At 43.4% G+C, this 23379-nt stretch carries 24 protein-coding genes and 1 other annotated feature; of the genes, 1 reads left to right on the top strand and 23 read right to left on the bottom strand.

Going from position 1 to position 23379, the window contains the following annotated elements; all coding sequences use genetic code 11:
• Positions 1-43: 43 nt before the first annotated feature.
• The 23 genes from EKM76_RS00630 to EKM76_RS00520 all read right to left on the bottom strand — a co-directional run bounded on the left by EKM76_RS00630 (position 44) and on the right by EKM76_RS00520 (position 20976).
• Entirely contained in the window at positions 44-742 is a 699-nt protein-coding gene (locus EKM76_RS00630) for a methionine ABC transporter permease (protein WP_164507551.1), read from the bottom strand.
• Positions 735-1769, bottom strand: a complete 1035-nt coding sequence (locus tag EKM76_RS00625; RefSeq protein WP_125548736.1) for a methionine ABC transporter ATP-binding protein — start codon at positions 1767-1769, stop codon at positions 735-737. Before EKM76_RS00625 ends, EKM76_RS00630 begins: the two co-directional genes overlap by 8 nt.
• A 97-nt stretch (positions 1770-1866) precedes the next feature.
• Positions 1867-2102, bottom strand: a binding site (T-box leader).
• Positions 2103-2189: 87 nt separating this feature from the next.
• Positions 2190-3395 carry an FtsW/RodA/SpoVE family cell cycle protein gene (locus tag EKM76_RS00620; RefSeq protein WP_125548735.1) on the bottom strand — a complete coding sequence of 402 codons (1206 nt, stop codon included), beginning with the start codon at positions 3393-3395 and terminating at the stop codon, positions 2190-2192.
• 367 nt (positions 3396-3762) lie between these two features.
• Positions 3763-3981 (bottom strand): DUF2969 domain-containing protein, encoded by a 219-nt coding sequence (locus EKM76_RS00615; protein WP_125548734.1) that lies wholly within the window; start codon positions 3979-3981, stop codon positions 3763-3765.
• A complete protein-coding gene (yidD, locus tag EKM76_RS00610) occupies positions 3950-4249 on the bottom strand; it encodes a membrane protein insertion efficiency factor YidD (protein WP_125548733.1) in 300 nt (99 codons plus the stop codon). The genes EKM76_RS00615 and yidD overlap by 32 nt, the downstream gene beginning before the upstream one ends.
• A gap of 112 nt (positions 4250-4361) precedes the next feature.
• Entirely contained in the window at positions 4362-4550 is a 189-nt protein-coding gene (locus EKM76_RS00605; RefSeq protein WP_125548732.1) for a DNA-directed RNA polymerase subunit beta, read from the bottom strand.
• 14 nt (positions 4551-4564) lie between these two features.
• Positions 4565-5548, bottom strand: coding sequence for a rod shape-determining protein (gene mreB, locus EKM76_RS00600; RefSeq protein WP_125548731.1), 984 nt, complete (start codon positions 5546-5548; stop codon positions 4565-4567).
• A gap of 214 nt (positions 5549-5762) precedes the next feature.
• A complete protein-coding gene (gene murA / locus EKM76_RS00595) occupies positions 5763-7124 on the bottom strand; it encodes a UDP-N-acetylglucosamine 1-carboxyvinyltransferase (RefSeq protein WP_125548730.1) in 1362 nt (453 codons plus the stop codon).
• Between the two features lie 28 nt (positions 7125-7152).
• Complete coding sequence (locus EKM76_RS00590) at positions 7153-7386, bottom strand: DUF1146 family protein (protein WP_125548729.1); 234 nt, start codon at positions 7384-7386, stop codon at positions 7153-7155.
• A gap of 278 nt (positions 7387-7664) precedes the next feature.
• A complete protein-coding gene (locus EKM76_RS00585; protein ID WP_125548728.1) occupies positions 7665-8090 on the bottom strand; it encodes a F0F1 ATP synthase subunit epsilon in 426 nt (141 codons plus the stop codon).
• A gap of 11 nt (positions 8091-8101) precedes the next feature.
• Complete coding sequence (gene atpD, locus EKM76_RS00580; protein WP_125548727.1) at positions 8102-9547, bottom strand: F0F1 ATP synthase subunit beta; 1446 nt, start codon at positions 9545-9547, stop codon at positions 8102-8104.
• Positions 9548-9583: 36 nt separating this feature from the next.
• Complete coding sequence (locus tag EKM76_RS00575) at positions 9584-10519, bottom strand: F0F1 ATP synthase subunit gamma (RefSeq protein WP_125548726.1); 936 nt, start codon at positions 10517-10519, stop codon at positions 9584-9586.
• A 14-nt stretch (positions 10520-10533) separates the two neighbouring features.
• The gene (gene atpA / locus EKM76_RS00570) at positions 10534-12060 is read right to left on the bottom strand and encodes a F0F1 ATP synthase subunit alpha (protein ID WP_125548725.1); all 1527 of its coding nucleotides are present in this window, start codon (positions 12058-12060) and stop codon (positions 10534-10536) included.
• Positions 12061-12118: 58 nt separating this feature from the next.
• Positions 12119-12661 carry an ATP synthase F1 subunit delta gene (atpH, locus tag EKM76_RS00565; protein ID WP_125548724.1) on the bottom strand — a complete coding sequence of 181 codons (543 nt, stop codon included), beginning with the start codon at positions 12659-12661 and terminating at the stop codon, positions 12119-12121.
• Complete coding sequence (gene atpF / locus EKM76_RS00560; protein ID WP_125548723.1) at positions 12648-13172, bottom strand: F0F1 ATP synthase subunit B; 525 nt, start codon at positions 13170-13172, stop codon at positions 12648-12650. The genes atpH and atpF overlap by 14 nt, the downstream gene beginning before the upstream one ends.
• 117 nt (positions 13173-13289) lie before the next feature.
• Positions 13290-13502 carry a F0F1 ATP synthase subunit C gene (gene atpE, locus EKM76_RS00555; RefSeq protein WP_010009801.1) on the bottom strand — a complete coding sequence of 71 codons (213 nt, stop codon included), beginning with the start codon at positions 13500-13502 and terminating at the stop codon, positions 13290-13292.
• A gap of 31 nt (positions 13503-13533) precedes the next feature.
• Positions 13534-14250, bottom strand: coding sequence for a F0F1 ATP synthase subunit A (gene atpB, locus EKM76_RS00550; protein WP_125548722.1), 717 nt, complete (start codon positions 14248-14250; stop codon positions 13534-13536).
• A gap of 392 nt (positions 14251-14642) precedes the next feature.
• Positions 14643-15272, bottom strand: a complete 630-nt coding sequence (gene upp / locus EKM76_RS00545; RefSeq protein WP_125548721.1) for a uracil phosphoribosyltransferase — start codon at positions 15270-15272, stop codon at positions 14643-14645.
• 219 nt (positions 15273-15491) lie between these two features.
• Positions 15492-16742 carry a serine hydroxymethyltransferase gene (locus EKM76_RS00540; RefSeq protein ID WP_125548720.1) on the bottom strand — a complete coding sequence of 417 codons (1251 nt, stop codon included), beginning with the start codon at positions 16740-16742 and terminating at the stop codon, positions 15492-15494.
• Positions 16743-16841: 99 nt separating this feature from the next.
• Positions 16842-17867 (bottom strand): L-threonylcarbamoyladenylate synthase, encoded by a 1026-nt coding sequence (locus EKM76_RS00535; protein ID WP_125548719.1) that lies wholly within the window; start codon positions 17865-17867, stop codon positions 16842-16844.
• Positions 17868-17881: 14 nt separating this feature from the next.
• Positions 17882-18721 carry a peptide chain release factor N(5)-glutamine methyltransferase gene (prmC, locus tag EKM76_RS00530; protein WP_125548718.1) on the bottom strand — a complete coding sequence of 280 codons (840 nt, stop codon included), beginning with the start codon at positions 18719-18721 and terminating at the stop codon, positions 17882-17884.
• The gene (prfA, locus tag EKM76_RS00525; protein WP_125548717.1) at positions 18714-19796 is read right to left on the bottom strand and encodes a peptide chain release factor 1; all 1083 of its coding nucleotides are present in this window, start codon (positions 19794-19796) and stop codon (positions 18714-18716) included. The genes prmC and prfA overlap by 8 nt, the downstream gene beginning before the upstream one ends.
• Before the next feature lie 595 nt (positions 19797-20391).
• Complete coding sequence (locus EKM76_RS00520) at positions 20392-20976, bottom strand: thymidine kinase (RefSeq protein WP_125548716.1); 585 nt, start codon at positions 20974-20976, stop codon at positions 20392-20394.
• A 211-nt stretch (positions 20977-21187) separates the two neighbouring features.
• Between EKM76_RS00520 and EKM76_RS00515 the strand changes: the two genes are divergently transcribed.
• Positions 21188-22540 carry a Mur ligase family protein gene (locus EKM76_RS00515; protein ID WP_125548715.1) on the top strand — a complete coding sequence of 451 codons (1353 nt, stop codon included), beginning with the start codon at positions 21188-21190 and terminating at the stop codon, positions 22538-22540.
• Positions 22541-23379: the final 839 nt, after the last annotated feature.

Genomic DNA, 23379 nt, shown 5'->3' with positions numbered 1-23379 from the left:
ATTAATAACCAAAATTTAATGACCGCTTAAGCAGCGGGTAGAACTAATTAGAAACTCGTTTGTCTAATCGACCAACTACAATATCGCCCGCAGTCTGACAAACGAAAACAACTAAGAGAATAATAATGGTTGCCACCAAAGTGACCGTATTATTACTGGCTTGGAAACCGTCTAAATACGCCAAGTTACCTAAGCCACCAGCACCAATAACGCCGGCCATTGCTGTGAAACCGATCAATGAGATCCCAGTTACCGTGATCCCAGAGACCAACGCTGGACTACTTTCGGGTAACAAAACTTTATAAACAATTTGCCAGCGAGTGGCGCCCATTGCTTCAGCGGCCTCGATCACCCCATGATCGATTTCGTGAAAGGCTAATTCAACCATCCGTGCGTAGAAAGGTGCGGCGGAAATAATTAACGATGGCAAGGCAGCTTTGGGCCCGATGATCGTTCCCACCAGCCCTTTTGTCAAAGGCAGTAACAACACGATCAAGATAATAAATGGGACTGAACGAAAAACGTTAACGAACAATGCCGTTAGACCATGCACTAAACGGGCCCAAAAATTAGAACTGCCTGCAGTTTCAAATAATAGCAAGCCCAATAGAATACCTAAAATAGCAACGACGACCAACGAAAAAATTGTCATCCAAATCGTTTCACCGGTGGCCGACCACATGCTAGGCCAATCAACTTGGGAAAAATGGAAATATGAGGAAAATCCTGTTGTACTACTCACCACGAATCACCTCCGTTCCCACACGCATTTTATGCAAATAATCAGTGGCGCCGGCAACCTCATCGTCGTCACCTAACAATTGCAGATAAAGCGTCCCAATCGACCCTGCTTGCGTTTGGTGAATACTACCATCGACAATGTTTAAATCAACATTAGGAAATTGGCGTAGCATTTCCGAGATGATCGGTAACTTTGCTTGATCACCATGGAAAGTCAATTTAACGATTTTACCTGTCGGCACTTGTGCCAACAATTCATTGATCACTACAGTAGTATCAGTTAACTGCGGCGTTTCTTCTTCAGAAACAAATTGGCGCGTGATCTCCATTTTTGGATTCCGGAAAACATCGAACACATCACCATCCTCGACTACAGCCCCTGCATCCATCACTGCCATTCGATCACAGATTTTACGAATAACGTGCATTTCATGGGTGATCACAACGATCGTGATTTTTAACTCACGTTTGATCTTCAACAACAGATCTAAGACTTCATCGGTGGTTTTAGGATCTAACCCACTAGTTGCTTCATCGGATAACAGGATTTGTGGATCATTAGCCAAGGCACGGGCAATGGCTACGCGCTGCTGCTGACCGCCAGATAATTCACTGGGGTAGGCATTTTCTCGACCTTGTAACCCGACTGTTGCGATCAGCTTAGTTGCCTTCGCCTCACGTTCAGCCTTATTCATCCCGATCAGCTCTAATGGGAACGTGATATTTTCCAAAACCGTTCGCGACCATAGCAGGTTAAAATATTGAAAAATCATGCCCATCTTTTGTCGAGCTTCCCGTAATGGTTTGCCCTTCAACTCACTCATGACAGTATCATTAATCGTAACCACACCACTTGTGGGTGTTTCTAATCCATTTAACATTCGGACCAACGTACTTTTGCCGGCACCTGAGTAACCAACAATACCGTAAATTTCACCATCCTTAATGGTTAAACTCACATCCTTTACGGCAGTGATTGTTTTTTGTTTGCCACGATACAACTTGCTGACATTTTTGATTTCAATCACGCGTTAATCATCTCTTTCTCTTCATAATTTAACTCTATCATCCAGTGATAACTATTCTGGAATAGAAAAAAGCTTTTCATCCCGGCAAGAACTGTTGCCAAAGGACGAAAAGCTTTACTTTACGCGTTACCACCTTAATTTATTGATAGATCACTCTATCAACCTTAATGAGTCATAGACTCAACGGATAACGGCCGCCACTACCGAGCTAAGTTACTGGTTATTTCACCTAGCTACACTCCAGAACCATTCAACTGAGGACATTACTGTTTTGCACTAACCAACAGCTCACTTCTAAATGTGATCTCAGTATCTTTCTATCAACGTGTCTTATTGAATTGTTTCCCATTATAAACAGATTATAAATCAGTGTCAAGCTATCGCTGATTTTTAATAATTATTTCTGGTAACGACTCAAAATTAATTGAATTTCTCACTATCAGCACTAAACATGTAACTATGGTAATGGAAGCGCATCGACATGATCATCCCAATACCAATCAAATTACCGATCAGTGCTGAACCACCTTGTGAAATAAATGGTAGCGGAATCCCAGTTAAGGGTAACAGCCCAATGTTCATACCAATATTTTCGAAGGTATGAAATAAAATCATCATAATAACGCCCGTTGAAATATAGGCATAGAATTCATTTTTAGTATCAAACGTTACGCGGATCATTTGGTAGATCAATAGAAAATACAATAGAATCAGTAATGTTGACCCAATAAAACCAAAATTCTCGCCAATCACTGAAAAAATCATATCTGATTCACGCACTGGAACGTATACTTCGACGTGATTAAAGCCTTTACCAAAAATTTGGCCTGAACCGATTGCTTTCATACTGCGCCACAATTGATAACTCGAACTACTGGTATCATTTGATGGGTTCAGCCAAGTATCGATCCGCGCAAATTGGTAAGCTTTAAAGCCTAGACTGGTCAAGATATTACGACCCCAAGTTGTGGTCACAAATGTCAGCGCCGTTCCACCAATAACGGTCACCGCTGAGATCAATGGCACCAAAATTTTCCAAGTCACCCCAGAAACTAAAATAACCCCGCCTAAAATGGCTAAGAAAACTAAGGTCGTACCTAAATCGTTTTGGAAGTGTAGCGATAGCAAGATCGGTAACGTCCACAAAATTAATTTTCCCAGCAGCAAGGCATCAGTTTGTACCGTATGTTGCGCATATTTATTATTATGCCCACGAACTGCCCGCGCCGCCATCAATATAAACGCGGGCTTCATCACTTCAGATGGCTGAAACGTCAGCGGTCCCAGCGCAAACCAGCTTTTGGCCCCAGTTTGCACATAGTAGGCGCGACTATAGAAAATTAAAATGATCGCCATTAAGAAAATACCGAAGCCATAGGCATATGGCGCAATTTTCCACAATTGCTCGGAATCAAATTGCATCATGATCGCGACAATACCGATACCGATCACATACCAAATCAATTGTGTAACCACCATTTTAGTGACGTTAACACTTTTAGTATCATTGCTAGCAGCAACGTAAATTGAAGCCAGCCCAACTAAAGCCAGCATCATAATTGGAAATATAATACCGTAATCAATTCGTGAGTTATCACGTTCTTCGCGTGCTGTCTGTCGATTCATCAACTCACCTTTCCTCTACTTCACAAATGGTTGTTTATTAGTGTAAATACACTAATAAACTTTGATGTTCCGGGCGATGACATTCTTGTGGCAAAAACCATACCGCAAGAAACATGGCTCTACTTCACAAAATGGTTGTTTATTGACTAAGTCCGTCAATAAACTCTGATGTTTCGGGCGATGTCCATTCTTGTGGCAAAAACCGTGCCGCAGGAAACATGGCTCTACTTCACAAATGGTTGTTTATTGACTAAGTTCGTCGATAAACTCTGATGTTCCAGGCGATGTCCATTCAACTTTGGCGTGGGCCGCCAAGTTGAAACATGGCGCTACTTCACAAAATAGTTCACTTCAATCCTGACTTAAGCTATTTGTGTAAATGATATTGCATGATCAACGTATTTAAACCTTCATCGTAGGTTTTAGCGTGGTAAGTCTCGCCATTTGCTAACTCGATCATAAATTGCGCGGCATCTGGTTGGATGCTACCAATTCGCTGTTTTCCATCATAAACGACACTGATCGTTTCACCAGCTTGCGTTTCCTCTTCAATACTAAGTTCGATTTTGCTGGGCTGTTTCGCCATAATAATTTTCACTCGCTTTCGCTATCTCTGCTGAATTTCTATTTCGAAATAAGGTAAATTTTTGCGGAACTGGGTCGATACCGCCTTTGATAAAGGGTTGACACCGTAGAATCCGACTTAACCCCATTAATACACCACGCACCACACCAAAGCGTGTAACTGCCGTTTGCGTATAGTGGGAACAGGTTGGGTAGTAGCGACAATGACTTGGCGTCTGTTTTGAAAAGTGCTGATACCAAGTAATTAATTTAATGATCACACTTTGCATCAAAAGCCCTCACTTTCAGACGCTATCCTTGATCACGTGACTGCGACTTGCCATACTTCGGCTTAGCCAAATCGGCAAAAAGAAGCCAAGCTGTTGCTTAGCCTCTGATCGATCAACGCACGAAATCTAACAAATGCCCCCAAGTACTGGGCAAGAATACACGAAACGGATTACCGCCGCCAATAGCATAACCCGCCATTGCACCAATAATGATCGCAATCGTCATGGCAATTGCCACTAATAAAATCCGAATTAACACCGGCTTAACAAAAACATCAAATCGATTTGGATTATTATTCATGATAACACCTCAGTCTACCGTTTTTTATTGATGTTCCCAAGTAACACCCCAGTACCCAAAGCAACCGCATCTAATGGTCGTTCAGCCACGATCACTGGCACTTTCAAATTATCGGTAAATAACTGCGCGATACCGTGTAATAATGCGCCACCACCGGTTAACATGATGCCATGATCAATAATATCTGCTGATAATTCTGGCGGTGTCTGATTTAAAACATCTTTAGCCGCCTGGACGATCACCATCATTGTGTCATGCAACGCTGATTCAACTTCTTTTGACGTGATCGTTACCGTACGTGGTAAACCAGTCACCATATCGCGGCCCCGCACATCCAGAGATTTGCCAGCATCTTGACCATAAACTTCGCCAATTTCGATCTTAATTTTTTCTGCTGTATGTTCACCGATCAGCAGACTGTGTTCTTTTTTGACAAATGCGGCGATCTCGGCGTCCATTTTGTCACCAGCTAAGCGTAATGACTGGCTGGTAACAATATCACCCATCGATAAAACGGCAATATCGCTAGTCCCGCCGCCGATATCGATCACCATATTACCTTGTGGTTGGAAAATATCCATGCCGGCGCCGATTGCAGCAACTTTTGGTTCTTCTTCTAAATAAACATTACGACCGCCAGATTTCTCTGCCGCTTCAATAATGGCTTTTTGTTCAATTGAGGTAATATTAGTTGGACAACAAATTAAAATATTGGGCTTGGAAAGTACACCTTTAACATTTAATTTATCAATAAAGTAAGACAGCATTGCTTCTGTGATGTCAAAATCCGCAATGACGCCGTCTTTAAGTGGTCGAATCGCCCGAATGTTACCAGGAGTCCGCCCCACCATTTTATATGCTTCTGCGCCCACGGCAAGTACCTTACCGCTTTTTGTGTCGATAGCCACGACAGAAGGCTCATTTAAAACGATTCCCTTGCCTTCGACGTGAATCAAAACATTAGCGGTGCCTAGGTCAATGCCGATATCTTTCGCCATATTTATATGTCTCCTCTCACATCACCAGGTATCTAAAATATACTCTGGTTGCGAGCCAGTTTACTGGCCCAATCAATATTGAATTATAGCATAACTTCCTAGGGACGAAAACTATCTCCGGTGCGCTATGCTCGGTTTAAAAGTAAAGTTTTTATCAAAAAACAGCTATTCCCACAATAACAGGTGAATAGCTGTTAGAATAATTGCTCATTAATTACTTGACCATCGTCGCTAAACGCTGCGCTTGATCTTGAGTTCGTTGATAAGCTAATTCCTTAGCGAACGTGGTTGCATTGAAGCTCTCTTGATTCGCTGGTTCAGTGACCCGCACGATCTCAGCGCCTAGGGCACGTAATTTTTGTTGAAAATGATAATAGCCGCGGTCTAAGTATTTTAAATTAGTGACCCGCGTGTAGCCTTTTGCTACTAGCCCAGCGATCGCTAACGCAGCCGCAGCCCGTAAATCGGAAGCTGCTACTTCGGCGCCATTGAATTCAGTGGGGCCATACAATAAGACTGAGTTACCTTCAATTCTAAAATCAGCATTCATCCGCCGTAATTCTTCTAAATGCATAAAGCGATTCTCAAAAACCGTTTCAGTCATTAAGCTAGTTCCGTTAGCTGCTAATTGCAGAACGGTCATTTGTGCCTGCATATCAGTCGGGAACCCTGGATGGGGTAAGGTCTTAACGCTAGTTGGCCGTAATTGCTGGTTGCCAATGATCTGCACGCCTGCATCGCTTTCAACTACCGTCACGCCCATCTCTTCTAGCTTGGAGATCAATGGCTTATTATGTTCCTTGATAGCATCTTTGATCAACACATTGCCACCAGTCATCGCCGCTGCCACCATAAAAGTGCCGGCTTCAATACGATCCTGGATAATACTGTGGTTGCAGCCATGTAAAGCTGTCACTCCTTCGATCCGCAATGTATCCGTACCGGCACCAACCACTTTAGCGCCCATTTTATTAAGTACGTTTGCTAAATCAACGATCTCTGGTTCGCGGGCAACGTTTTCGATGACGGTGGTTCCTTCAGCTAAGGTTGCCGCCATCATAATGTTTTGCGTTGCACCAACGCTTGGAAAATCTAAATAAATATTACTACCAACTAATTTTTCTGCGCGGGCTTCAATATAGCCTGCATGCTGCTCGATCGTTGCACCCAGTGCTTCAAAGCCCTTCAAATGCAAATCAATTGGTCGTGTGCCGATTGCACAGCCACCAGGCATCGCAACGCGTGCGTGACCTAAACGTGCTAAAAGTGGCCCTAAAACAACAATTGACGCGCGCATTTTTGACACATACTCTAACGGAGCTTCAAAGGATAGATCGCCGGTAGCATCTAACACGATTGTTTTGCGCGTTTGATCAAACTCTAGATTCAAATGCAGCACGTTCAGCACTTCGTTCATCGTGAAAACATCAGATAAGATCGGCACATTATCTAAGGTCATCTGACCACTAGAAGCTAAAATACTAGCCGCCAAAATTGGTAATACTGCATTTTTGGCTCCTTCGATTTCAACCGTTCCGTTCAATGTTTGACCACCGTGTACGATCAATTTTTCCATGGAATTTCCCTCCGTCAAACTGACTTGATTAACGTAACAAAAAGATCAAGTTACGGGTATTATCGATAAAGTTTAAGAAAAAGCTGGTGCAAAGATAGCCTAGAACAGCCGCTAAAATAATAAATAGGGCCTGCGCTTGTGGCACATGGCCAGGGCGCAATAAATGATCGAAGCGCACTGCCTGCAAGGCCCAAAAAGCAACACCGGTAAAAATAAAGTACGCTGCTAATGTAATTATTGCTTGAATACCGATGTTTTGCAAGTCATATCCCCCTCGATTTAGCCTTAACCAAATTAACTTGGTCGCTAAAAAACGGATGCAATCCAAAAACAACATTGCACCCTACTGTCTTTCCTAGTCATCATTTTACCATAGACCAATCAAATTGTCAGGATTTTACCGATAAGTCTGTTGATACATGGGCTAAAATCGATCAAAAATATAAATTTAGATTCCCTTTACAACGGCACTGCTAAATTGAAATAAAAAAATAAGCTAGTCGTAAAATTGAATTTACAACTAACTTATTTAAAATTTTGTTAATGTTTTGCCACATTGATTCGGTTTAAAGCCCGCCGCAACTTAATCTGTGCACGAGCCAACTCATCCTCATCATGCTTTTCTGTGGCTGCTTTGATACGCTCCTCAGCACGCTGTTCTGCTAACTGCGCACGGGAAACATCAATGTTACTTTCACGTTCTGCGGAATCCGCAACGATTGATGCAACATTGTTCGACATTTCCATGAAACCACCATTAACGGCAATCGCATCTTCACGCTTAGGATCATCCGCACGCTTAACACGTACTTCATCGATCTGCAGTGGCGCAATGATCGGTTCATGATTAGGCATGATCCCTAATTGACCATCCAAAGCTTTAACCACCACCATTGTTGCGTGATGGTTATAAATGATCCCATCAGGAGTGACAATGTTAACTGTCAAAACTGGTTTGTCAGCCATTTGTGCACCTCCTAGTTAGCCGCAGCTTTTTTGGGCTCAGTAGCTGAACTATCTTGACCGTAACCCATCTTTTTAGCTTTTTCGACAGCTTCTTCGATTGGACCAACGCCACGAAAGGCATCTTCGGGAAGATCATCGTATTTACCAGCTAAGATTCCTTTGAACCCTTTGACTGTTTCGGCAACTGGCACATAAGAACCTGGTTGGCCAGTAAATTTCTCGGCAACGCTAAAGTTCTGTGATAAGAAGAATTGGATCCGCCGCGCACGCGCAACAATGATTTTTTCTTCATCAGACAATTCATCCATCCCTAAGATCGAAATAATGTCTTGCAATTCACGATAACGTTGTAAAATTTGCTGCACTTCAGTTGCAACTTGGTAATGTTCTTCACCAACAATTTCTGGATCCAAAGCACTAGAAGAAGAAGCCAATGGATCAACGGCTGGATAGATCCCTTGTTGCGTTAAAGAACGCTCCAAGTTAGTCGTTGCATCCAAATGGGCGAATTCAGTTGCCGGTGCAGGATCGGTATAGTCATCGGCAGGCACATAAACGGCCTGAATTGACGTGATCGATCCTTTTTTAGTCGACGTGATCCGTTCCTGCAACTGACCCATTTCAGTCGCCAAGGTTGGCTGATAACCAACGGCTGACGGCAAACGGCCAAGTAAGGCAGAAACTTCTGAGCCGGCCTGGGTGAACCGGAAAATGTTGTCAATAAACAACAACACATCCTGGCCAGCAACGTCACGGAAGTATTCCGCTAACGTAACCCCAGTTAAGGCAACCCGCATCCGGGCACCAGGTGGTTCATTCATCTGACCAAACACCATCGCTGTATTGTCGATAACGCCGGTTTCTTTCATTTCATAATACAAGTCATTACCTTCACGTGTCCGTTCACCGACACCAGTAAAGACAGAAATACCACCATGTTCTTCGGCAATATTATGGATCAATTCTTGGATCAAGACGGTTTTACCGACACCGGCGCCACCGAACAAGCCAATTTTCCCACCACGAAGGTAGGGTTCTAGAAGATCAATAACTTTGATCCCAGTTTCTAGAATTTCTGAAGATGTACTTAAATCTTCAAAATTTGGTGATGGTTTATGGATACTACTACGTTCAGCATCCGCTGGGAACTTATCACCAAAATCGATCGTTTCACCTAAAACATTAAATACACGCCCTAATGTTGCCTTACCTACTGGCACGGAAATTGAACTACCGGTATCGTCAACGATCATACCCCGTTGCAGACCATCAGTAGATTCCATAGCGATCGTGCGCATAACGCCATCGCCTAATTCCAAAGCAACTTCTAACGTCACTGTTTCGTCCTTACTTTTCTGAACGAGCAGCGCATTATTGATATCAGGGAGTGAACCATCTAAAGGAAACGAAACATCGACAACTGGGCCCATAACTTGGACAATTTTACCAGCACTCATATTGCTTTGTTCCTCCCGTCATTTTAATTACTAAGACTATTCTAATGCACTAGCCCCAGCAGTAATTTCTGTTAATTCTTGTGTGATCGCACCTTGACGAGCCCGGTTATAGGTCAGCGTCAACTTATCGATCAAATCATTGGCATTGTCAGTTGCACTACGCATGGCGTTCATACCAGCAGAATGTTCTGCTGCTTTAGCGTCCATCAGTGCGCCGAAAATCAAACTAGCGGCATATTGCGGCAAAATTGCATCCAACGCCTCTTCTTGCGAAGGATCCGCAATGTACTCGATATGCTGATCTTCAACTTCAGCAACATCTAAGTCAGTAATTGGTAGCATCTTTTCAGCACGGAATTCAGAGCGTAACGTGTTGACATGATGATTGTAACAAACGTACAACTCATCAAACACACCTGAATCATACATTGAAACGGCAGTCGTGACGATTTCACGAACTTCGTTAAAAGTAGGTACATCACTGACACCACGATATTCGTAGGCAATATTCATGCCCCGATTCTTGAAGAAATCAGCACCAGTACCACCCACTGCCATAAAGACGTACTCATCAGCTGTTTTATGATCATTAGTGATCATGTCAGTTACCGCCTTGATCACGCCGCTGTTGTAGCTACCAACTAAACCACGGTCAGAAGTAACGACTAAATAGCCAGTCTTCTTGATTGGGCGTTGCTGCAACATGCTGCTGACCTTAAGTTGATCTGCAGCTGCTTTGGGCGCATCGCTTTTTTCGCGTAGATCATTAGAATTACTAATTGCTAATAATTGTGCGGCTGCCATATGCGTCACGATTTCACGAATTTTAGAAGAATATAGCTGATAAGCGGTCGATTTTTTTTCGATCTGATTCAACTTAGATGCCGAAACCATTTGCATGGCTTGGGTAATCTTTTCGGTACTTTTAGTCGATGCGATCCGGCGTTTGATCTCAGTTAGTGATTCAGCCATAATCTCATCTCCTTCTAGTTCGCTGCTGGTGCAGTTACACTCGTTTTAAAGGTAGCTGCAAAAGCTTTGATACCTGCATCTAATGAATCATTATCGGGCAACTTACCAGTTTTAACGATAGCGGCCAAAACATCAGCGTGACTACCAGCAAAGAAGTTAAATAATTCTGCTTCGTAACGACCTAAGTCATCTACTGGTACACTATCCAAATAGCCTTCACGTAGTGCATAAAGAATCAAGACTTGCTTGTCAACAGATAATGGTTTATGCACGGGTTGTTTCAATATTTCAACTGTCCGCCGACCACGATTTAACTTAGATTGCGTTGCCGCATCCAAATCAGAACCGAATTGGGCGAAACTTTCCAATTCACGATATGAAGCCAAGTCAACACGTAATGTACCGGCAACCTTCTTCATCGCTTTGATTTGCGCATCACCACCGACACGGGAAACTGAAGTCCCAGCATCGATTGCTGGCCGTGTCCCAGAATAGAATAGATCACTATCCAAGAAAATCTGGCCATCAGTAATGGAAATAACGTTAGTTGGAATATAAGCTGAAACGTCGCCAGCCTGAGTTTCAATAACTGGTAAAGCGGTCATTGAGCCGCCACCTAATTTATCACTCAATTTAGCCGCACGTTCTAGCAAACGTGAATGGGTGTAGAAAATATCCCCAGGATAAGCTTCACGACCTGGCGGACGCCGTAACAGCAAGGAAATTTCACGATAAGCCGCTGCCTGTTTTGATAAATCATCATAAATGATCAAAACATGCTTGCCGTTATACATGAAATATTCACCAATAGCTGCACCAGCATATGGTGACAAATAAAGCATTGGTGCGGGTTCGGATGGGCCGGCAGTGACGACGATCGTATAATCCATTGCGCCATAACGCCGTAAAGCTTCAACCTGTGCCCGGACTGTTGATTCCTTTTGTCCAATTGCAACATAGATACAGATCATATCTTGATCTTTTTGGTTAATGATCGTATCAATGGCAATTGATGTCTTACCAGTCTTACGGTCACCGATAATTAATTCACGCTGGCCACGGCCAATCGGAACCAAAGAATCGATTGCTTTCAAACCTGTTTGTAATGGTTCACTGACGGATTGACGATCCATAACGCCTGGTGCTTTAAATTCAATGGGACGTGTTTGATCAGTCTTGATTTCACCTTGACCATCAATTGGTTGTCCTAATGCATTAATCACACGACCAATCATGTTGTCGCCAACAGGCACTTCCATGATCCGGCCAGTACGTTTTACGGTATCGCCTTCACGAATATCGTCATATGAACCCATAATAATGATCCCGACATCGTTTGTTTCCAAATTTTGCGCCATACCATATGAACCGTTTTGGAATTCCAACAATTCATTGGCCATTGCATTGTCGAGGCCATGTGCTCTTGCAATACCATCACCGACGTAGGTTACGGTACCAACTTCTTCAACAGCTAGATCAGCCGAATAGTTGGCTAATTGCTGCTTGATCAAAGAACTGATTTCCTCAGCCTTGATGCTCATAGGGTTCACCTCTTTTAAAATAAAGCCTTTATTCACTCAATTAATTTCGTAACACAGTCTAGCCTAGTAATAATTGGCGAACTTGTGCGACTTTTCTACGAATACTACCGTCGATCACTAAATTATTAGCTTCAACGATCACACCGCCAATAACAGCAGCGTCAACCGTATTCTGGATCTCAACTTGTTTAGCACCAAGTCGAGCCGTTAACTTGGTTGCTAGTGCTTGCTGTTGTTCCGCCGTCAATGGGACAGCCGACGTTACTTTAGCGTGAACGATGCCATTGACTTGGTCATAGTGTTGCACAAATGCAGCCAAGATGAACGGCATGTCATTCATCCGACCATAGTCAAAAACCATTTGGATCAGGTTTTTAACGCTAGCCGATGCGTCCTGTTGTAGGTTAGCCAAAATTGGCTGCTTCTGTTCTAAGGTCAACGTTGCGTTGGTCAATACGTCAGCCAATGTTGGTGCGTCAGCAAAGACTTGCTGTAACGCAACGACATCCGCATAAACGGTATCGATCGTTCCTTGTTCTGTCGCTAGATCAAATAAGGCTGTGCCGTAACGTTGCCCAATTGTATACTTATCTAGCGCCATTTTGCTTCCCCAACCCTTCGATATAAGAATCAATCAGTGCCTTTTGGTCAGTGGCATTCAGTTCTTTTTGAATGATTTTAGAAGCAATCTCAATAGATAAGGCAGCAACGTCATCTTGTGCACTCTTCAGTGCATCAGCACGTTCTTGAACGATATCTTTTTGGGCGTTGGCCTTTAAAGTCGTTACGTCAGATTGTGCTTGATCAACGATCGTCTGCCGTTGTTTTTCACCATTTTGGCGAGCAGTGGTCACAATATTAGTCGCTTCAGTTTGCGATTTATTCAGCTCTGCTTGACGTTTTGCCGCCAAATCAGTTGCTTCATTACGTGACTTTTCAGCATAATCTAAATCACCAGAGATTTTGTTAGCTCGTTCGTCCATCATTTTAGTGACGGGACCCCAAGCAAAATGTTTAACTAGCGCAATTAAGATAATAAATGAAATCGCGTAAAATAGCAGATCGCCGATATACAAACCACTGGTTGCACCAATAACGAAATGTGAAAGCATCTATTGACACCTCCTTTGTAAGAATGTGTTCTGCGGCGTGGACACCGCCTAACCTGTGAAACGTTTCAAAATTTTCTATTCAATCAAAAAAGGCAGACTTAATGCTGCCTACAGCGATTAACGAGACATCAACATAAATGAAATGACGATGGCGATAATCGGAAGGGCTTCGATCAAACCAACACCGATAAACATAGTACTACGTAATTGACCGGATAATTCTGGTTGGCGAGCCATACTTTCGATTGTTTTAGAAATAACTTTACCATTACCATAACCTGCGGCAATAGCGGCACCTGCGGCTGTAATAGCTGCTGCAATAAAATTCATAATTAACTTTCCTCCCTAAGGTTTGTTGGGTCTATTCTTCGACTTCAACTTTTTTCGAAATATAAACCATGGACAAGGTGACGAATACATAAGCTTGGATACTACCAATGAAAATCGAGAATCCTTGCCAAATCATCTCTAGCGGCAACGCAACAACTGTTGTCACGAGACCGTGAGACTTTGCGACGCTGCCAATTAGAGTTAACAGTACTTCACCGGCAAAAATGTTCCCGTATAGACGGAAAGCCAGTGTCAGGAAATTAGTAAACTCTTCTAGTATATTAATTGGTAACATAAAACTTACAGGGCGCATATAGGAATTGACCAAATACCCTTTAACACCAAAGATCATAACACCAAAATAATGTGATACTAACAAGACTATCAGAGCTAAGGCCATCGTGACCATTGGATCAGATGTTGGTGACTTGATCAGCGTTTTACCGCCAATGATCACCTGGATCAACAAGCCCATTTGGTTGGCAACAAAGATAAACAGAAACAGTACAAAAGCTAATAAATTGAACCGTTTCCCCTGCTCGCCGGGAATGTTGGTCGAGACGATACCATTAGTAAAATCGATCAACCACTCCAGCACATTTTGCTTACCTTTTGGTCGTAACGTTAAATTACGTGACAAAAACCAGACCAAGCAGAACACGAGGACCATTGCTAATAATCCCGAGACAACGTTAGTAATGTTGAAGGGAATACCCAAAAACTTTACAACGTAACTCTCTTCATCCACAGAATCTCACCTCTTTTCACAACCAATTTGCTTCTACAGTGTGGCACGATTAAAACATATGTACACAGAGACACCGTGACCTGAGTGTAGCATAGAACTAGACCGCATTAAAGCCCATTTGCAGAAAAGACTTCAGACCGAATATCTACACAATACCCGTCTAAAATACAAAAGTTATAATACCACCAATAGAATAAAAATACAAAACTCATCAGGACTATACGCAAACGTTTTATAATCCGTAAGGTCGCATGAAATCACAACTTTGTCGATTAAAAATAAAAAAGAATTTATTTTTTATGTTTGATATCCATGATATTTCCAGCACAAAAACAAACTAAGCTCGACTGAAAGGGTAAGTTGCTTACCACTTCAGTCGAGCTTAATTAGGGTTACTTAGTACCGAAAAGGCGGTCACCGGCATCGCCGAGACCTGGCACAATATAGCCATCTTCGTTTAAATGATCATCCAAGCCAGCAACATAAATGTCAACATCTGGATGTGCTTCTTGCAAAGCTTTGACGCCTTCTGGTGCTGCGACTAAACCAACAAATTTAATTTGTTTAGCCCCGCGCTTCTTTAAAGCATCGATGGCCATGATTGCTGAACCACCAGTAGCCAACATTGGATCAACGACAAATAATTCGCGTTGGTCAATATCGCTAGGCATTTTAACAAAATATTCGACAGGTTTTAACGTTTCATGATCACGGTACATCCCGATATGACCAATCTTAGCTGCCGGAATTAATTCCAAGAAACCATCGACCATACCTAATCCAGCACGCAAAATCGGTATGATCGCTACTTTTTTACCAGTTAATGATTTCTGAGTTGTTTTGGTGATCGGCGTTTCAACGACAACGTCTTCAGTTGCCATATTACGAGTGACCTCATAGGCCATTAAAGTCGCGATTTCATTGACAACTTGGCGGAACTGTTGCGTACCTACCTGCTTGTCGCGAATAATCGTTAATTTGTGCTGGACTAATGGATGGTCAATGACATGTAATTCTCCCATGATACGCTCCTCTACTCCACAATAGTGGATAATTTTTGTACCAAAAATCTTTGCTGTGACTGACTGTACGCTTGGGCTGCCGCGCACGTCCACAGTAAAAACCTGGCACAATAGAAATAGTTGCAGACTGCAGAAAACGGCACACACTATCAACATAGCGTGCCCCGTTTTCCCAATTTGATTACTTATATTCTAGCGGATTATAGTCACTATAGCTAGCTAAAATTCAAATTTTGTTGCATTGATTGGAAATTGTTCAGTTAAAGCAAAGACTTCACGCTTGACTGCAGCTAAAGCGTTGGGGTCTTCACGTTGTTCGATCGCCTTTAAAATCAACTGCGCCACTTGTTTGGCTTCGGCTACTTGCATACCGCGTGTTGTGATGGCAGGTGTCCCAATGCGAATGCCGCTAGTCCGAAATGGGCCATTTTGCTCGTTAGGGATCGTGTTTTTATTGACGGTAATGCTGACGGTGTCCAATAAATCTTGCACCTCACGGCCAGTTAAGCCAAATGGCGTCACATCCAGTAACATTAAATGATTGTCTGTGCCACCGGAAACAACTTTCACACGCGGGTCAGCATTGAAAACAGTCGCCATCGCTTGGGCATTGTCCAAGATTTGTTGGGCGTAGACTTTAAACGCCGGCTGCATTGCTTCCTTCAATGCAATTGCTTTACCTGCGATCACATGCTCCAATGGTCCACCCTGGATACCAGGGAAAACGGCTGAGTTGATCGCCTTGGCGTATTGTTCTTTGGCCAAAATAAGCCCGCCACGTGGTCCACGTAAAGTTTTATGCGTGGTGGTCGTTACAATATCGGCATACGGAACAGGACTTGGATGTAGCCCAGCCGCCACTAAACCAGCAATATGCGCCATATCGACCATTAAGTAAGCATCGACTTCGTCCGCAATTGCTCGGAATTGTTTAAAATCAATGGTCCGACTGTAAGCAGAAGCGCCGGCGACAATTAGTTTAGGCTGAAATTCATGGGCCAACTTGCGCACAGCAGCAAAATCAATTTGACCAGTCACTGCATCAACGCCGTAACTTTTAAAATCGTAAGTCTGGCCACTGAAACTCATCGGTGCGCCGTGCGTCAAATGACCGCCTTCGGCCAAGCTCATCCCGATCACCCGATCACCGGGTTCCAGCAAAGCAGAATACGCAGCCATGTTAGCCCCTGAGCCAGAATGTGGTTGCACGTTAGCATATTCAGCGCCAAATAAAGTTTTAGCCCGATCGATCGCTAATTGCTCGATCACATCGATATACTCACAACCACCATAGAAACGATGCTTGGGATAGCCTTCTGCATATTTATTGGTCAGAACACTACCCTGAGCCGCCCGAACCGCGTCGGAAACAATATTCTCCGATGCAATTAGCTCAATATTATGTTCTTGTCGTTGCTCTTCTTGCCGAATGGCTTGCCAAACTTCCTGATCACCAACGTTAAAATCCATGTACCTCATCCTCCAAAACTTATATTCACGCTTAACACAAACCTAATTCAGTCAGTAGCACCTAAAGCTACCAAATAAGCAGATTATACCATAGTATAATCAATTATCATTCGTTTTTTCAAAACGCTTTTGTCCAGCTGCTTTCGCCAAACGATTCATATACGCCGCGCCTAAGCCTTGGGCGGGGAACTCCTCAGCTAAGATCAATTTAACTTCCGGTAATTGATCGTAGTGCCGTAAACCATCAAATAAGCGCTGACTGGCCGTCGTGATCGAATCACCAAGGGAGAAACGATACGCTGGCGCTAACGCGGAAAATTGACTTAAAACTTGATCCGTGGCCATTAATCCAAAAGGCACACTTTGCGACCGCGCCCAACTAGCCGCCGCCTTAAAATCTGCCGCTGCTGTTAAATAGACCTGTGCGTTAGGCGCGTAATGCTTATATTTCATCCCCGGCGCCTTAGGAACTTCATCGGCTTTAACCTGATGATGATCAGCTGTAATTGAACCGATCACCGCCTCAATATCAGCTTGAGTCACTGCCCCTGGCCGCAAAATAGTCGGCGTTGCCGTACTGAGATCAATCACCGTCGATTCCAAGCCAACACCTGTGGGACCATCATCGACCACGCCAGCGATTTTTCCAGCTAGATCATGTAAAACGTGCGCCGCAAGCGTGGGGCTTGGTTTACCGGAAGTGTTGGCTGATGGTCCGACGATTGGCCGGCCCAATTGCTTAATTAAATCTAAAGTGACCTGATTACGTGGATTGCGGAAAGCTGCTGTTGCTAAGCCACCGGTAACTGTTTTTGAAAATGCCCCTGGCTTTAGTGGCAAAATAATCGTCAACGAGCCCGGCCAAAAAGCTTGAACTAATTTTTCAGCAGTTGTAGGAAAAGTAGCGACATATTGTTTAACCGTTGCCACATCAGCGACGTGAACGATCAATGGATTGTCGCTAGGTCGCCCCTTGGCTTGGTAAACTTTTTTAACTGCAGCTTCATTCGTTGCATCGGCGCCTAAGCCGTAAACCGTTTCGGTCGGAAAAGCCACCAATTCACCTGCCGCTAATTCAGCAGCGGCAGCCGCCAGTTGATCTGGTTTAAAAACTTTTGTTTGCAACGTACGTCCTTCTTTCAATTTATAATGTGTAGCATTCGTTCATGACCGGCAATATCGCGGCGGAAAGTTACCTGACTAGCCGGTAACAACGCTGCCACTAACCGCGTTAACGCAGGCCGTTGTTGATAACCAAACTCGCCAAAAAAATGGCCATTGGCTACCAAATGTTGTGGTAAACCACTGAAGATCTGCCGATAAATGGCTAAGCCTGATTCGGCAGCAAATAAAGCCGTCGCTGGTTCATGGGCTAAAACACTGGCATCCATTACTTCGCGTTCACTAGTGGCAATGTATGGCGGATTGCTAATGATCAGGTCAAATTGCATTTGATCCATTGCCGCGAAAACATCGCTATGTTTAAATTCAACTGCTGCCCCTAGGTGCTGGGCATTAGCCGTAGCGACTGCCAATGCTGCCGTTGAAATATCACTAGCACAAACCTGCCACTTGGGGCGCGCTAATTTTAAACTCACTGCGATCGCGCCACTGCCAGTACCAAGATCTAAGACGCGCAATGGTTGTTGTGCTGGAAATTCAGCCAATGCCCACTCCACCAATTCTTCCGTTTCTGCCCGCGGAATCAACGTTGCCGGCGTCACTTTAAATTCATGGCCATAAAACGGCGCCTGACCAACAATATATTGCGCTGGCTCATCTTGAGCAAAGCGACGGACATCAGCTTGAAATTGCTGCCAAGTCGCCGCTGGCATCACTTGCCGATAATGCGTTAATAATTGCGTTGTCGTCCAATTTTGCCGTTCTAATAATAGAAAACGGCCAGCATCTTCATGCTGTTGTTTTTCTAAAAAAATAGAGGCCCAACGCAAGGCCTCAAAAAACGTCGGATCAGCCATTTTGGAGCTGCTCCAATTTAGCCGTTTGTTCATGGAGGATCAAAGCATCAATAATGTCTTCTAACTCCCCATTCATAATTCGATCAAGCTTATTCAGCGTCAAGCCGATGCGATGATCGGTTACACGATTCTGTGGATAATTGTAAGTCCGGATACGTTCAGAACGATCACCGGTCCCCACTGACTGCTTACGATTTTCATCATATTCATTTTGATTTTGACTTTCGTAATAGTCGTATACCCGCGTCCGTAAAATCTGCATGGCTTTTTCACGGTTTTGCTGCTGTGACCGCTGATCCTGCATTGCAACAACGATCCCAGTTGGTAAATGGGTCATCCGCACTGCTGAAGATGTTTTGTTGATATGCTGACCACCAGCACCAGATGACCGATAAACGTCGGTCCGAATATCTTTGGCCTCAAGATCTAGGTCGACGGCATCATATTCTGGCATGACTGCGACAGTCGCGGTTGATGTATGCACACGGCCTTGTGACTCAGTCTGTGGTACCCGCTGGACACGGTGGGCGCCATTTTCAAATTTCAGCTTTGAATAGACACTATCGCCGGAAATCATGATCACCACGTTTTTGAATCCACCTACTTCAGTTGGTGTCTCGTCGACTGTTTCCACGGTCCAACCTTGTTTTTCGGCGTAACGCATGTACATATCAAGCAGATCACCAGCAAACAAGCTGGCCTCATCGCCACCAGCGGCACCACGAATTTCCATGATAATATTTTTATCATCATTCGGGTCAGTTGGTAACATTAATAAGGTCATTTCTTGTTCTAATTTTGCTTTTTCTTCATTTAATTCAGCCAGATCTTGTTTGACCATTGCGTCCATTTCTGAATCAAGTTTTTCACGCAATAAGGCATCATTTTCGGCGATCTGTTCAAGAACTTCTTTGTAATGATTATATTTTTCTGTTGTTTCGCGGATCTCGCCCTCTTCTTTTGAAAGCTTCATAAAGCGCTGGGTGTCACTGATCACTTCAGGATCGGAAAGCAAACCTTCCAATTCTTCATGCCGATCAACCACGGTTTGTAACTGCTCAAACATTTCGTCCATGACTAGATTTCCTTTCTATTTCACAATCAGGGTAGTTAATTAGCAAAAATCGCTAACAAACTTTGTTGTTTCAGTCGATGTCCATTCAACTACGGCAAAATTCGCCTAGTTGAAACATGGCTCTATTTCACAATCAGGGTAGTTAGTTAGCAAAAATCGCTAACAAACTTTGTTGTTTCAGTCGATGTCCATTCAACTACGGCAAAATTCGCCTAGTTGAAACATGGCTCTATTTCACAATTTAGGTAGTTAGTTTAGTTTCACTACATTCCGGTGTTGGCGTATGGAACGAGTGGTGCGTCGGCGAGCTAACTTTTTCTTGATTAAATCAAACCCCAGAAGAAAAAGTGGATCTCGCCGAACGCTCATGGTTCTAAGCGGCTAAACTCGCCGCCAAGAACCATCGACACATCTGATACGCCAACACCTCCATTTCGCCGATCAATCATTAGTTTCATCAATTCTTATGTGAAAAACTACGAGCTAGCCAGTAACTTATTGCAGATTTAAGTGATTTTCACCACATAAATATATGACAACGACGCAAATTATTAGTATAAAACGTACAAAAATACAGTCTACTTTTAACCATACCTTATTCTTTAAGTTGGTTTAAAATTGGGTGAAAATAGTGTTTCCGGCAAACGGGATAGTACGCTTCGTTGCCACCGATCTCGATCTGTTCGCCTTCATACACCGGCTGCCCGTTGGCTACCCGCATATTCATTAGCGCTTTTTTATTACAGAACCAGCAAATTGTTTTAATTTCGACAATTTTATCGGCGTATAATAGTAAATACTTGGAGCCTTCAAATAACTCGTTGCGAAAATCATTTTTTAAACCGTACGTCATGACTGGAATATTTAAGTCATCGACGATTTTAGCTAATTCGAGCACATGGTGTTTCTGCAAAAACTGAGCTTCATCAATTAAAATACACGCAGCGTTAGGATTTTCCTGCTTGACTAGCGTGCAAATATCGGTTTCGGCAAAAATTGGCAGTGCTTGGCGGCGTAAGCCAATGCGACTGGACACATACCCGATTTCATCGCGGTCGTCCAGCCCTGACGTCATGATCAGCACTGATTTATTTTGCTCCTCATAATTATGGGCAACTTTTAAAATATCGATCGTTTTACCGCTATTCATTGCGCCATAATGAAAAAACAACTGGGCCATCCTTGTTCTTACCCCTTTTCATAAACATTCTTATTCAGTATAATCGATTTTAGTGAAAAATTCATCTGCAAAATCGTCGCAGCTTCAAAAAAGCGTTGCCCTTTTTTGACGGATCTATGATAAATTAGTTAGATAGTACGTTTAGGAAGCTAAACACCAAGTTGTGTTAAGCTCAAACTAGTTATATTTATTTGAATTAAAGGAGCAGATTATGTCATTAAAAAGTTCACTCGCTGCGACTGCTGGTCGTTCAGCTTATTGGTTCCTGCACACCTTCATGAAAGGCGGCAGCTCACTACCTGGTAAAATCACTAACCGCATTGATTCCGATATTTTGGCTACTTTAGGCCGCGATTACGAAGTCGTCGTCATTACGGGCACTAACGGTAAAACGTTGACCACTGCTTTGACCGTTAAAGTTTTGCGGGCCAAGTACAGCGATATTTTAACCAATCCAACGGGCTCTAATATGAAGCAAGGCATCATCACCGCCTTTTTGACCCATAAACGCGGTCGCTCCGGTAAGCAGATCGCCGTTTTGGAAGTTGATGAAGCCAATGTGATCGAAGTCACCAAATATATTAAACCGACGGCGTTTGTTTTCACCAATATTTTCCGTGACCAAATGGATCGTTATGGCGAACTGTACACCACCTACCAAAAAATTCTCGATGGCGTGGCCAATGCGCCAGAAGCCACGATCATTGCCAATGGTGATGCACCAATTTTTCATTCGCGAAAATTACCTAATCCGTTCATCTATTATGGCTTTGATCATCAAGCTGACGGTGAATTAAAAGCTGAATACAATACTGACGGCGTTTTGTGCCCTGTTTGCCAACATATTCTGCATTACAAATTCAATGTCTATAGTAACTTAGGTAAATATTATTGCCCACACTGCGGCTTTGCGCGGCCTGAATTACAGCATCACGTCACTGAACTAACTGAATTAACGCCGATCAGTTCTAATTTTGTGATCGATGGTCAGCCGATCAAGCTTAATATTGGTGGTACCTACAATATTTATAACGCTTTAGCTGCCTACAGTGTTGGCCGTTACTTCGGGATCGAGCCAACTGAAATTGCCCAAGCCTTAGACGCCGACGAAAAAATATTTGGCCGCCAAGAAGTTATCCAAGTTGGTGACAAAGCAGTCACTTTAATTTTAGTTAAAAATCCAGTTGGTTTAAATCAAGTTTTCGATCTCATCTTATTGAATCAAAAACCATTTTCGCTAGTCACTTTGCTAAACGCCAATTACGCCGATGGTATCGACACCAGCTGGATCTGGGATGGTAATTTTGAAAAAATGGCGGCCCAGCCGATCCCTAGCTTCATTGCTGGTGGTGAACGAGTCGCCGATATCGCCTTTCGTTGGCAAGTTGCTGGCGTAGCGGCAGATAAATTGCAGCAGATCAAGGACCTGGACCAAGTTGCTGAAAAAATCAAAACTTTGCCGACCCAACAAGTTTATGTTCTCGCTACTTACACAGCAGTTTTGCAACTACGCGAAAAACTAGCAGCCCAAGGGTTTATCGCCGCAGCCAATCGCAAACACTAAACCTATTTAAAAAATTTCTAATTTGTGGTTCTTTCTAAAGTTTAGCTAGGCGGATTTCGTTGGGTTCCATTCCGGCGCTGGCGTATGGAACGCGTGCGACTTGAACTTGGCGGTTTTCGCCTTAGTTCAATCGGCAACGGGAAGCAGGTCCCTGTTTAGCAAATAAGTGCTAGTATCTGATACTTATCGAACTTAGTTGTTAAGAACGAGCGACAGTGATACGCCAGCGCCTCCATTTCACCTTGGCAGTACTAGATCACTATTTAATTGATTTGGTTAGTCGTCTTAGTTAATTCAATTAGGATTAACCGACAGTTGCTAGATACTCATAGTTTTAAAGCAGATTACATGCGCATAAAAACGCCGGCAAAACAGTTTTTCTGACTGTTTTGCCGGCGTTTTACGTTCTAATTACGACCAACTTTGTCACCTAAACAATTAACAGTTGAACGTTCAACCGTTGCCTGCTGAAATGGAGTCGCCAGTGGACCAGATGTGTCGATAGTTCTTAATGGTGGTCTACGCCATTTAGAACTATGCGTGGCTGGCGAGATCCATTTTTCCGTCCGCTTTTGGGGTTATCTAGGAAAAATTAGCTCACCAACGCGCCCACTCGTTCCGTCCACTGGCGACGGAATGGAAGCTAACAGCTCTGCCTAGCTACACTTTAAAAACAAGCCTGTCCACTAGTTGAAGTGCCTCATAATTGTTAGACAAAGAGTCTAATGATTGTGAGGTACTTTTTTCATGGTTAAATATAGCCCAGTTTTAAAAGCGCAAATTATCAGTGAACATCTAGACCATGATATCGGCGGTGCCGAGCTGGCCAGAAAATATTG

Source organism: Loigolactobacillus zhaoyuanensis, assembly GCF_003946385.1.
In the GTDB taxonomy this organism is placed as follows: domain Bacteria; phylum Bacillota; class Bacilli; order Lactobacillales; family Lactobacillaceae; genus Loigolactobacillus; species Loigolactobacillus zhaoyuanensis.
This window is presented reverse-complemented; position numbering and strand designations above follow the sequence as displayed.